Origin of the sequence: Bradyrhizobium embrapense (genome assembly GCF_001189235.2) — a bacterium.
In the GTDB taxonomy this organism is placed as follows: Bacteria; Pseudomonadota; Alphaproteobacteria; order Rhizobiales; family Xanthobacteraceae; genus Bradyrhizobium; species Bradyrhizobium embrapense.
Genome location: NZ_LFIP02000002.1, coordinates 570,835 through 583,016, shown reverse-complemented (window position 1 = coordinate 583,016; position 12,182 = coordinate 570,835). Strand labels below are relative to the sequence as shown.

Genomic DNA, 12,182 nt, shown 5'->3' with positions numbered 1-12,182 from the left:
GCGCTGCACCACAATCGAACCGCCGCCGCGCGACGACTAGGCAACAGCAAAAATAGTGCGAAGCCGCAGAGGCCGTTGGAGCGCTCGATCCCGGAGTTCCCTACGAAAGTAGGTGGGCACCATATGTCCGGGTCCACGGACCCGGCCAGGGACAGTTCCCTAAAGGATCGATAAGGCCCCGGGGATATATGGCTCCTGACGCACGACGCAGCTTCGCGTGGGCTAATCTAGCGATCGTTGTCGCAATTCGCCAGCGGTAAGAAACCTGGCGTCGCCCCGGCGAAGACCGGGACGACCAAGAACATCACCCGATCGCGATGCCGCCGCCGATGGTGCGGTTGAGCACCTGCGTGGTGCGCTCGATCCGCTCGGCGGCGGCGTTCAGCGCGTTGGAGACCGCGGTCTGGGTCGCACGGGCGCGGTCGGCGGCGGCTGTGCGGGCATTGCGCAACTGCTCGACCTCTTCCTCGAGGCTGCGGATGCGCGCGCTTGCATCGACCAGCTCGTCGCAGGCGGTGAGCGCCGCCATCACGGTGAGCCGTGCGTCGCCGATCTCGCCGAACTTGCCGCGCAGCGATTCGACGCGCTGCTGGAGATTTTCCGCGAGCTTCAAGAGCCGCACCTCCTGGCCCTCCTCGCAGGCCATGCGGTATTGCCGGCCATTGATGGTGACGTTGATGTGGCTCATCTGCCTTCTCCGCCCTCGAGCACGGCGCGAATGGTGCCGATCGCCGCGTCGAGCTTTTCCGCGATGTCGCGATTGACGCGCTCGAGCTTGCGCGTCTTCACCAGCGATCCGTCGAGTTCGTCGGCAAGTCTCGAGCGATCGGCGCCGAGCGCCTGGATCCGGCTCGCCAGTTCGTTCTCATCGCGGTCGGCCTCGCGGCGCCGCTCCACCGAACTTTCCAGCGCATCGAGCGCGGCCATCAGCCGCTTGGTCGCAGCATCGATATCGGCAAGCGGTGCCTCGGTATTGCCAGATCCGTTGGCGAGACGATCACTCATGACACGCGGCGTGGACCCCTTCTGGTCGATCGGCCTTGATAGCCGGCTGGAGACAGGCTTGCCGCACGGCAAAAGCGGCGGTTGGGCAAGCGTTTAGCGGACGAAATTTACGTGGCAAGCGAGGGAAGCGCAACGGCGGCGCAGAACTATGCACCGTTGAATGAAATTGGGCCATTTCGAGCAACTTTTCCCCGTTTTGGGGCGTTTCCTCGCCTTGGACTTGCGGAATTGAGGTGCTAATCCACCCTCCAACCCGTAAGGCCACTCCACGCGCGCATCGCGGCTGCTCGCCCCGATGCGTCCAGCAATCAGCTCTCATTTCAGGCGGACTTTTCATCATGACGCAGGTCGATCACACCCGTATGGCCAATGCGATCCGTGGCCTTGCCATGGACGCCGTCGAGAAGGCGAATTCCGGCCATCCCGGCCTGCCGATGGGCGCTGCCGACATCGCAACCGTCCTGTTCACGAAATTCCTGAAGTTCGATGCCGCCGATACGGCGTGGCCCGATCGCGATCGCTTCGTGCTGTCGGCCGGCCACGGCTCGATGCTGCTCTATGCGTTGCTGTACCTCACCGGCAACAAGGACATGACGCTCGACCAGCTCAAGCATTTCCGCCAGCTCGGATCGCTGACGCCGGGGCACCCCGAGAATTTCCACACCAAGGGCATCGAGACCACCACCGGTCCGCTCGGCCAGGGCATCGCGACCGCGGTCGGCATGGCGCTCGCCGAGAAGATGCTCGCTGCAGAATTCGGCAAGAAGATCGTCAACCACCACACCTATGTGCTCGCCTCGGACGGCGACCTGATGGAAGGCATCTCGCAGGAAGCGATCGCGCTCGCCGGTGTCTGGCGGCTCAACAAGATGATCGTGCTGTACGACGACAACGGCATCTCGATCGACGGCCCGACCTCGATCTCCGACTCCGTCGATCAGGTGAAGCGCTTCAAGTCCGCGGGCTGGGCGGCCGAGCTGATCGATGGCCACGATCCGCAGGCGATCGCGGCTGCGATCACCCGCGCGCAGAAGTCCAGCAAGCCTTCGCTGATCGCCTGCAAGACCACGATCGGCTTCGGCGCGCCGACCAGGGCCGGTACCGCGAAAGCCCATGGCGAAGCGCTCGGCGCCAACGAGCTCAAGGGCGCCAAGGAGAAGCTCGGCATCTCGCTCGAACCGTTCTCGGTGCCCGACGACGTGCTGAAGGCCTGGCGTGAGGCCGGGGCTCGCGGCGCTGCCGAGCACAAGGCGTGGGACGAGCAGTTCGCGCAGCTCGGCAACCGCAAGCGCGCCGAGTTCGAGCGCCGCATCCGTCACGAGCGCCCGCAGTCGCTCGCCAAGGGGCTGCGCGCCTTCAAGAAGGGCCTCTTGGAAAATCCGCTCAACGTCGCGACCCGCAAATCGTCGGAAGCTGCGATCGAGGTGATCGCGGCCGCGATGCCGATGGAATTCGTGGCCGGCTCGGCCGACCTCACCGGCTCCAACAACAACAAGGCGAAGTCGGCAACAGCGTTCGCCGCCAAGACGCCGAAGGGCCGCTTCATCCATTACGGCATCCGCGAGCACGGCATGGCAGCGTGCCTCAACGGCATCTTCCTGCATGGCGGCTTTGCGCCGAACGGCGCCACCTTCCTGGTCTTCACCGACTATGCGCGCGGCGCGATGCGCCTGTCGGCGCTGATGGGCACCGGCGTCGTCTATGTCATGACCCATGATTCGATCGGCCTCGGCGAGGACGGCCCGACGCACCAGCCGGTCGAGCACCTCTCCGCGTTGCGCGCGATGCCGAACATGCGCGTGTTCCGTCCCTGCGACGCGGTCGAGACCGCCGAGTGCTGGGAATTGGCGCTCAACCGCGTCGACGGACCGACCGTGCTGGCGCTGACCCGCCAGAACCTGCCGCAGCTCCGCACCACGGCGCCGAACGACAATCCGTGCAGTCACGGCGCCTACGAATTGGTCGCGGCGCAGGGTGACGCAAAAGTGTCATTGTTCGCCTCCGGTTCCGAGGTCCAGATCGCGGTCGAAGCACAGAAGCAGCTCGCAGGGCGCGGCATCGCGACGCGGGTCGTCTCGGTGCCGTCGCTGGAATTGCTGCTGGCGCAGCCTGCGGAGCGACAAAATGCCATTATCGGCAAGGCGCCGGTCAAGATCGCGATCGAGGCTGCGGTGCGCTGGGGCTGGGACGCCGTGATCGGCCATGACGGCGAATTCATCGGCATGCACGGTTTCGGGGCCAGCGCCCCGGCGAAGGACCTTTTCCCGCATTTCGGCATTACCGCTGAAGCCGTCGTTAACGCTGCCACCAAGCGCGTCTGACGCCGGTCTGCCACTCGCGGGGCACGGTTGAGCTTGTCGTGAAAAAGGATTACCAAAGCTCCATCTTTTCCGTACGCGCCCGGCCGAACCGGGCGTTCCGCCGTAAGAACCTCGTGGGAGCCCTCCCGCGGGGCTGACAACAGCTTTAGAGGAGACGAGCATGGCAATCCGCGTCGCGATCAACGGGTTTGGGCGCATCGGCCGCAACATTCTGCGCGCCATCGCCGAGTCCGGCCGCAAGGACATCGAGGTGGTTGGCATCAACGACCTCGGCCCGGTCGAGACCAACGCGCATCTGCTGCGCTTCGATTCCGTGCATGGCCGCTTTCCCGGCACCGTGACCGTCGACGGCGATTCGATCAGCGTCGGCGACAACAAGATCAAGGTCTCGGCCGAGCGCGATCCCTCCAAGCTGCCGTGGAAGGCGCTCGGCGTCGACATCGCGCTGGAATGCACCGGCATCTTCACCGCCAAGGACAAGGCCTCAGCGCACCTCGCCGCCGGCGCCAAGCGCGTGCTGGTCTCGGCGCCCGCCGACGGTGCTGACGCGACGATCGTCTACGGCGTCAACCATGACACGCTGAACAAGGATCAGCTCGTCGTCTCCAACGGCTCCTGCACCACCAACTGCCTGGCGCCGGTTGCCAAGGTGCTGAACGAGACCGTCGGCATCGAGACCGGCTTCATGACCACGATCCACGCCTATACCGGCGACCAGCCGACGCTCGACACCCTGCACAAGGACCTCTATCGCGGCCGCGCCGCGGCGATGTCGATGATCCCGACCTCGACCGGTGCGGCAAAGGCGATCGGCCTGGTGCTGCCGGAACTGAAGGGCAAGCTCGACGGCGTCTCGATCCGCGTGCCGACCCCGAACGTCTCGGTGATCGACCTGAAGATCGTCGCCAAGCGCTCAACCGACGCCAAGGAAATCAACGAGGCGATGAAGCGCGCCTCCGAGCAGCAGCTCAAGGGCATCCTCGGCTTCACCACCGCGCCGAACGTCTCGATCGACTTCAACCACGATCCGCATTCGGCCACCTTCCACATGGACCAGACCAAGGTGCAGAACGGCACGCTGGTGCGCGTGATGGCCTGGTACGACAACGAGTGGGGCTTCTCGAACCGCATGGCCGACACCGCCGTCGCGATCGGCAAGCTGATCTAAGTTCGACTGTTCGTGATGCCCGGCCCAGCGCCGGGCATCTGCGTGTTTGCCCTGCATTCGCGACCTTGACGGCCGCGACATCGGCAAGCGAAAGCGACACCGTCCGCTGGACGGCTGTGTCCGGCCGCACAGGAAACGTCCCAGGAAACGTCCATGACAAAATCGTTCCGCACCCTCGACGACGTCAACGTGAAGGGCAAGCGCGTGCTGCTGCGCGTCGACCTCAACGTCCCCATGGAAGGCGGCCGCGTCACCGACGCCACACGGCTCGAGCGCGTTGCTCCCACCATCACTGAAATCTCCGACAAGGGCGGCAAGGTGATCCTGCTCGCCCATTTCGGCCGGCCCAAGGGGCGCGATCCCAAGGATTCGCTGAAGCCGGTCGCCGAAACGCTGTCGACGGTGATCAAGCGGCCGGTCGCCTTCGCCGAGGACTGCATCGGCGAGCCGGCGGCCAAGGCGGTTGCGGCCCTCAAGGACGGCGACATTCTCTGCCTGGAAAACACCCGCTTCCACAAGGAAGAGGAGAAGAACGACGCCGGCTTCGTCGCTGAATTGGCAAAACTCGGCGACATCTGGGTCAACGACGCCTTCTCCGCCGCGCACCGCGCCCACGCCTCGACCGAAGGCCTCGGCCACAAACTGCCGGCCTATGCCGGCCGCACCATGCAGGCCGAGCTCGACGCGCTCGGCAAGGCGCTGGAAGCCCCGACCAAGCCGGTGATTGCGATCATCGGCGGCGCCAAGGTCTCGACCAAGATCGACCTTTTGGAAAACCTCGTGAACAAGGTGGACGCGCTGGTGATCGGCGGCGGCATGGCCAACACCTTCCTGCACGCGCAGGGCGTCGCCGTCGGCAAGTCGCTCGCCGAAAAGGACCTCGCCGCGACCGCGCTGCGGATCATGGAGAAGGCCAACGCGGCGAATTGCGCGATCATCCTGCCGGTTGACGCGGTTGTCGCCAATCAGTTCGCCGCCAACGCGCCTTCGCACGCTTACGGCCTCGATGCGATCCCGGCCGACGGCATGATCCTCGACGTCGGCCCGCAATCGATCGCGCGCATCCATGCCGCGATCGACGATGCCGCGACCCTGGTCTGGAACGGGCCGCTCGGCGCCTTCGAACTGACGCCGTTCGACCGCGGCACCGTGGTGTCGGCCAAGCATGCCGCCGAGCGCACCAGGGCCAAGAAGCTGATCTCGGTCGCCGGAGGCGGCGACACCGTCGCGGCGCTCAACCAGGCCGGCGTGGCCGGTGACTTTTCCTACGTCTCGACCGCCGGCGGCGCGTTTCTTGAATGGATGGAAGGCAAGCCGCTGCCGGGCGTCGAAGTTTTGAAAAAAGGTTGATTTAGGTCAAATCCGCGAACGCGCATTACAGGGAGAAATGGAATGGCTCGCATCACGTTGCGGCAACTGCTCGACCACGCGGCCGAGCATGATTACGGCGTACCTGCCTTCAACATCAACAACATGGAGCAGGCGCTGGCGATCATGGCGGCGGCCTCCGAGGTCGATGCGCCGGTCATCATCCAGGCTTCGCGCGGCGCGCGCTCCTACGCCAACGACGTCATGCTCAAGCACATGATGGACGCCGTCACCGAGATCTATCCGCAGATCCCGGTCTGCGTGCATCTCGACCACGGCAACGAGCCCGCCACCTGCATGACCGCGATCCAGGCCGGCTTCACCTCTGTCATGATGGACGGCTCGCTGAAGGCCGACGGCAAGACCCCCGGCGACTGGGACTACAATGTCGGCGTCACCCGGACCGTGACCGGCATGGCCCATCTCGGCGGCATCTCGGTGGAAGGCGAGCTCGGCGTGCTCGGCTCGCTCGAGACCGGCATGGGCGACAAGGAAGACGGCCACGGCGCCGAGGGCAAGCTGTCGCATGACCAGTTGCTGACCAATCCCGACGAGGCCGTGAAATTCGTCAAGGAGACCAAGGTCGACGCGCTGGCGATCGCGATGGGCACCTCGCACGGCGCCTACAAATTCACCCGCAAGCCCGATGGCGACATCCTCGCCATGAACGTGATCGAGGAAATCCATCGCAAGCTGCCGAACACGCATCTGGTGATGCATGGCTCCTCGTCGGTGCCGCAGGAGCTGCAGGAGATCATCAACGCCAATGGCGGCAAGATGAAGCCGACCTGGGGCGTGCCGGTCGCCGAGATCCAGCGCGGCATCAAGAACGGCGTGCGCAAGATCAACATCGACACCGACAACCGGATGGCGATGACCGGTCAGATCCGGAAAGTTCTGAAGGACAATCCGGAAGAGTTCGATCCGCGCAAGTACCTGAAGCCTGCGATGGAGGCGATGACCAAGCTGTGCAAGCAGCGCCTGCAGGAGTTCAACACTGCGGGCCAGGCCAGCAAGATCAAGAAGGTGCTGACCACGGCGGAAATGGCCAAGCGCTACGCCGCGGGCGAGCTCGACCCCAAGGTTGCTTGAGCGCTCTTCACTCGCCGCGGACCGCGATCACCTCTCCCCGACGGGGAGAGGTCGGATCGCGCCGGCGATCCGGGTGAGGGGTTCGGGTCCCTCGATAGAGCGCATCCCCTCACCCGCGCCTTCGGCGCGACCTCTCCCGATGGGAGAGGTGGAACGTCCGAACACGAGCCGCGACGAACGTTTTCTAGGCATTTGCCCGAGAACCGCCTATTTTGGTTTGCAAAGGCAATGGCCCTAAAGGACGTTCCCGATGAACCTCGCTGACCTCAACAAAGTTGCGCTTGCCATGGTCACCCCGGGCAAGGGCATCCTCGCTGCCGACGAATCCTCCGGCACCATCAAGAAGCGGTTCGACGCCATCAAGGTCGATTCGACCGAGGACAATCGCCGCGACTATCGCGAGATGCTGTTCCGCTCGCAGGAGGCGATGAGCAAATACATCTCCGGCGTCATCCTCTACGACGAGACGATCTGGCAGAATGCCAAGGACGGCACGCCGCTGGTCAAGCTGATCGAGCAGGCGGGCGCAATTCCCGGCATCAAGGTCGACGAAGGCACCCAGCCGTTGCCGAACTGCCCCGGCGAACTCGTCACCGTCGGCCTCGACAGGCTCGCCGAGCGGCTGAAGAAATATTACGAGCGCGGTGCGCGGTTTGCGAAATGGCGCGCCGTGATCGATATCGGCTCGGGCGCGGGCAGCCGCGGTATTCCCACGATGACCGCAATTCGCGTCAACGCGCATGCGCTGGCGCGCTACGCCGCGCTGTGCCAGGCCGCGCAGATCGTGCCGATCGTCGAGCCGGAGGTGCTGATGGACGGCGATCACGACATCGACCGCTGCTACGAGGTGACGCAGCGCGTGCTGAACCGCACCTTCCAGGAATTGCGGGTGCAGCGCGTCGCGCTCGAAGGCATGATCCTGAAGCCCAACATGGCGATCTCGGGCAAGAAGTGCCCGAAGCAGGCGTCGGTGCAGGAAGTCGCCGAGAAGACCGTCCGCCTGCTCAAGAGCTGCGTGCCGGCCGCGGTGCCCGGCATCGCCTTCCTCTCCGGCGGACAGAGCGACGAGGAAGCGACCGCGCATCTCGACGCCATGAACAAGATCGGCCATCTGCCTTGGCGGCTGACCTTCTCCTATGGCCGTGCGCTGCAGGCGGCGCCGCAGAAGGCATGGTCCGGCAAACCGGAGAACGTCCCCGCGGGCCAGCGCGCTTTCTCGCATCGCGCCCAGATGAACGGGCTGGCGAGCACCGGCAAGTGGGACGCCGGCCTCGAGAAACAGGCGGCATAGTTGGCCCCAAAGCCCGTTCCGCCGCGGCCGGCGCCGCGCCTCTACCTGGCAACGCCGCCGGTCGACGAGCCGTTGCTGCTTGCGGCCGAGCTTGCCGATCTGCTGGCCGCGGCCGACGTCGCGGCCGTTCTGGTGCGGCTGCGCGAGAGCGATCCGCGCAGCATGATCTCCACCATCAAGGCGCTGGCGCCTGCGATCCAGAACGCAGGTGCGGCGCTGTTGATCGACGGCCATCCCGACATCGTGGCCCGCGCCGGCGCCGACGGCGCACACCTGACCGGCCTCGCCGCGATGGAAGAGGCGATGCCCTCGCTGAAGCCCGATCGCATCGCAGGCGTCGGTGGCCTGGCGACACGCCACGATTCCATGGCCGCGGGCGAAGCCGGCGCCGACTATGTGCTGTTCGGCGAGCCCGACGCCAAGGGAGCGCGGCCATCGCTCGAGGCGATCGCCGAGCGGCTGGAATGGTGGGACGAATTGTTCGAGCCGCCCTGCGTCGGCTTTGCGACCTCGCGCGAGGAGGCCGAGGCGTTCGCCGCGGCCGGCGCGGATTTCGTGCTGGTCGGAGATTTCATCTGGTCCGATCTGCGCGGCGCGAAGGCTGCGCTCGTCGAGATCGGCGAAGCGGTTGCACATGCCGGCAAAGCCAAGGCCGCGGGATGATGCCGGAATGAAATGCCTGCGTCCGATAGGTGTTGCGCTCGGCTGCACGATGCTGGCGAGCGGCGCGATGGCGCAGCTCTCGATCACGCCGCCGGCGCAAACGCCGCCGTCCGCGAAGAAGGAGGCGCCGAAAGAGAAGACGAAGGTGCATGCGCCGGCCGCGAAGAGGCCCGCGCCGAAGCCCGCCGCCACGCCGACGGCCACCCCGACATCCTCGCCGGCCCCGACGCCTGACGATCCCAATGTCGACCTGGTCTACGGCGCCTATCAGCGCGGCATGTACAAGACCGCGTTCGAACTGGCGATGGCGCGCGCCCAGAACAACAACGATGCCAAGGCAATGACGATGCTGGGCGAGCTCTATGCCAATGGGCTCGGCGTCAAACGCGACTACGCCAAGGCCGACGACTGGTACAAGCGCGCGTCCGATGCCGGCGACCGCGAGGCGATGTTCGCGCTCGCGATGATGCGGATCGCGGGCCGCGGCGGCGCGGTGGACAAGGATTCCGCGGTCAAGCTGCTGGCCTCGTCCGCCAAGCTCGGCGAACCCAAGGCGGCCTACAACCTCGCTCTGCTCTATCTCGATGGCCAGACCCTGCCGCAGGACCTCAAGCGCTCCGCCGAGCTGTTGCGGATGGCCGCCGACGCCGGCAGCCCCGAGGCGCAGTACGCGCTCGCGACCTTCTACAAGGAAGGCACCGGCGTGCCGAAGGACCTCGAAAAGGCGGCGCGGCTGCTACAGGCCGCCTCGCTGGCCGACAATGTCGATGCCGAGGTCGAGTATGCCATCGCGCTGTACAACGGCACCGGCACGCCGCGGAACGTGCCGGCGGCGGTGGCGCTGCTGCGCAAGGCGGCCCGGCAGAACAGCCCGATCGCGCAAAACCGCCTCGCCCGTGTGCTGGCGACCGGCGCCGGCGCCCCGGTGGACAAGGTCGAGGCCCTGAAATGGCACACGATCGCCAAGACCGCCGGCAAGGGCGACCCCGATCTCGACGACATCCTCGCCGATATGAGCCCGGAAGACCGCGCCAAGGGCGAGGCGGCCGCGCGAAAATGGATCGGAAACAACGTCAAATGACGCCTTGACGGCGCCCCTTCCAGAGGGCACCCAGTCGGGAAACCGAAGGCGCCGCAGGCCGTTTCCCGTCATCCTGAGGTGCGAGCGAAGCGAGCCTCGAAGGATGCGCGGCCCGGCCGGTGGCCGTCGATCCTTCGAGACGCGCGTTCCGCGCTCCTCAGGATGACGGGCAAGATCTTGCGCACGCTGCCCGATTGATTTTCCAACGCTCGAAAGCCGCCAGCTCTCATCATGCTCTACTCCGCCCTCATCAATGTCATGGTCAAGGCCGCGCGCCGCGCCGGCCGCAGCCTCAAGCGCGACCTCGGCGAGATCGAACACCTGCAGGTGTCGCTGAAGGGCCCGGCGAACTTCGTCTCGCTCGCCGACAAGCGCGCCGAGGAGATGCTCTACACCGACCTCGAAAAGGCCCGGCCCGGCTACGGGTTCCTCGGCGAGGAAGGCGGAAAGCGCGAAGGCTCGGACAAAAGCCACACCTGGATCGTCGATCCCCTGGACGGCACCACCAACTTCCTGCACGGCATCCCGCAATTCGCGATCTCGATCGGGCTGTTGCGCGAGGACACCGTGATCGCAGGCGTGATCTACAATCCCGCCAATGACGAGCTCTACATCGCCGAGCGCGGCAAGGGCGCGTTCCTCAACGACCAGCGGCTGCGCGTCGCCGGCCGCCGCCAGCTCAACGAATGCGTGGTCGCCTGCGGCCTGCCGCATATCGGCCGCGGCAACCACCAGCTCGCGCTGCAGGAGCTAGCCGCGCTGCAGAGCAAGGTGGCGGGCTTCCGCCGCTTCGGCGCCGCCTCGCTCGACCTCGCCTTCGTCGCCGCCGGCCGCCTCGACGGCTATTGGGAGCGCAATCTGCAGGCCTGGGACGTCGCGGCCGGTCTCTTGATGGTCCGCGAAGCCGGCGGCACCGTCTCCGGCATCCAGGGCAATGACGACCCGCTGCAGACCGGCCACGTCGTCTGCGGCAACGAGTATGTGCATGGCGAGCTGATCAAGATCCTGAAGCCGCTCGGGCAATAGCGCGACGGCGCGTTCTAATCGTCGTCGTCATCGTTCTCATCGTCGTCTGCCCCGTCACGAAACTCACCGCCGAGGGTCAGGCCCTCGATGGTCGTGGCGCCGTTGGACTTGATCACCCGGCGCAGCGGCACCGAGCTTTCGCTGCGCAACGCCTCCATCAAATGTTCCGAATGGGTGACGATCCAGACGTCGGCGCGGCGCGAGGCCTTGGCGATCAGCCGGGCCAGCGGCGCCAGCAGGGATGGATGCAGGCTGGTCTCGGGCTCGTTCAGCGCGATGAACGGCGGCAGCCGGTAGCCCATGAACACCGCGAGCAGGCAGATATATTTCAGCGTGCCGTCGGATAGTTCGTGCGCCTTGAACGGACGCGGCATGTCCGCCTGTTGCAGATCGAATTCGCAGCGCCCGCTTTCTTCCCACGCCCGGAGTTCTGCACCCGGGAATGCGTCCTCGATCGCATCCTGCAGGTCGGCCGCGTCTTGCCTGATCGCGGTGAGCGTTGCCAAAGCGGCAGCGAGATCGCTGCCATCGGCGCTCAGCGACGGCGTCGTGATCGCGAGACAAGGCTTGCGGATCGGCGATGCCGGATCGGTGCGAAAATCGTGATAGAAGCGCCAGCTCTGCAAGGCGTTCCTGATCAGACCGACTTCGGGACATATCTGGCCGTCGAGGAAATCGGCGAGCGCGGTTTCCGATGGCAGCACCGCATTCTCGTGCTCGCTCCAGGCACCGCTCTCGCCGCGGACGCTGACGTGTGAATTGGTCCGCTCCATCATCAGGACTTTGCGTTTGCCGTGGATCGCCTCGATGCGTTCCGACTTGATCATCGGCTCGCCCGGGAACGCCGCCTCGACCGGGCCGGGATGCCCGAGCTCGATCGAATAATTGACGTTCTCGAATCTGACCGCCAGCCGCAGCCGTCCATCCTCGCCGCGCCTGCGAAGCCCTGACCAGCAGACCGAGTTCAATCCGCCTTCGTCGGCGATCGTACGCGTGATCCGGCCGGTTGCCGCGTCGCGCAGCAGCGACAGGGACTTGTAGAGATTGGATTTGCCGACGCCGTTCTCGCCGACGAAGACGGATAGCGGTTGAATGGACATGAAAAGCCGACGAATGGAGCGATAATTCGAGATCGCAATGTCGGTCGGCCGCATCCCATGCTCTCAG

At 65.6% G+C, this 12,182-nt stretch carries 11 protein-coding genes and 1 other RNA gene; 8 read left to right on the top strand and 4 right to left on the bottom strand.

Features of this window, described 5'->3' with window-relative positions; genetic code table 11:
* Positions 1–56: 56 nt before the first annotated feature.
* From ssrS to AKN83_RS10130, 3 genes are all read right to left on the bottom strand, one after another.
* A non-coding RNA gene (ssrS, locus tag AKN83_RS10140) (6S RNA) lies at positions 57–217 on the bottom strand.
* An 87-nt stretch (positions 218–304) separates the two neighbouring features.
* On the bottom strand, positions 305–688 hold the full coding sequence (locus tag AKN83_RS10135; protein ID WP_050405741.1) for a cell division protein ZapA: 384 nt from the start codon (positions 686–688) through the stop codon (positions 305–307).
* Positions 685–1,005, bottom strand: coding sequence for a DUF4164 domain-containing protein (locus tag AKN83_RS10130; RefSeq protein ID WP_050405740.1), 321 nt, complete (start codon positions 1,003–1,005; stop codon positions 685–687). Before AKN83_RS10130 ends, AKN83_RS10135 begins: the two co-directional genes overlap by 4 nt.
* A gap of 338 nt (positions 1,006–1,343) precedes the next feature.
* Here AKN83_RS10130 and tkt point away from each other — a divergent pair, with 338 nt between their 5' ends.
* The 8 genes from tkt to AKN83_RS10090 all read left to right on the top strand — a co-directional run bounded on the left by tkt (position 1,344) and on the right by AKN83_RS10090 (position 11,015).
* Positions 1,344–3,326: a transketolase gene (gene tkt, locus AKN83_RS10125; RefSeq protein ID WP_050405739.1), complete on the top strand. Its 1,983-nt coding sequence runs from the start codon at positions 1,344–1,346 to the stop codon at positions 3,324–3,326.
* 160 nt (positions 3,327–3,486) lie between these two features.
* Positions 3,487–4,494: a type I glyceraldehyde-3-phosphate dehydrogenase gene (gene gap / locus AKN83_RS10120; protein WP_050405738.1), complete on the top strand. Its 1,008-nt coding sequence runs from the start codon at positions 3,487–3,489 to the stop codon at positions 4,492–4,494.
* Positions 4,495–4,647: 153 nt separating this feature from the next.
* Positions 4,648–5,844 carry a phosphoglycerate kinase gene (locus tag AKN83_RS10115; protein WP_050405737.1) on the top strand — a complete coding sequence of 399 codons (1,197 nt, stop codon included), beginning with the start codon at positions 4,648–4,650 and terminating at the stop codon, positions 5,842–5,844.
* 42 nt (positions 5,845–5,886) lie between these two features.
* A complete protein-coding gene (gene fba, locus AKN83_RS10110) occupies positions 5,887–6,954 on the top strand; it encodes a class II fructose-bisphosphate aldolase (protein WP_050405736.1) in 1,068 nt (355 codons plus the stop codon).
* Between the two features lie 250 nt (positions 6,955–7,204).
* Positions 7,205–8,245: a class I fructose-bisphosphate aldolase gene (locus AKN83_RS10105; RefSeq protein WP_050405735.1), complete on the top strand. Its 1,041-nt coding sequence runs from the start codon at positions 7,205–7,207 to the stop codon at positions 8,243–8,245.
* Positions 8,246–8,908, top strand: coding sequence for a thiamine phosphate synthase (locus AKN83_RS10100; protein WP_050405734.1), 663 nt, complete (start codon positions 8,246–8,248; stop codon positions 8,906–8,908).
* 7 nt (positions 8,909–8,915) lie between these two features.
* Positions 8,916–9,989 carry a tetratricopeptide repeat protein gene (locus AKN83_RS10095; protein ID WP_050405733.1) on the top strand — a complete coding sequence of 358 codons (1,074 nt, stop codon included), beginning with the start codon at positions 8,916–8,918 and terminating at the stop codon, positions 9,987–9,989.
* A gap of 231 nt (positions 9,990–10,220) precedes the next feature.
* Complete coding sequence (locus AKN83_RS10090; RefSeq protein ID WP_050405732.1) at positions 10,221–11,015, top strand: inositol monophosphatase family protein; 795 nt, start codon at positions 10,221–10,223, stop codon at positions 11,013–11,015.
* Between the two features lie 14 nt (positions 11,016–11,029).
* Here the strand turns inward: AKN83_RS10090 and AKN83_RS10085 are convergent, their stop codons facing one another.
* Positions 11,030–12,169 carry an AAA family ATPase gene (locus AKN83_RS10085; RefSeq protein ID WP_050405731.1) on the bottom strand — a complete coding sequence of 380 codons (1,140 nt, stop codon included), beginning with the start codon at positions 12,167–12,169 and terminating at the stop codon, positions 11,030–11,032.
* Positions 12,170–12,182 lie beyond the last annotated feature (13 nt).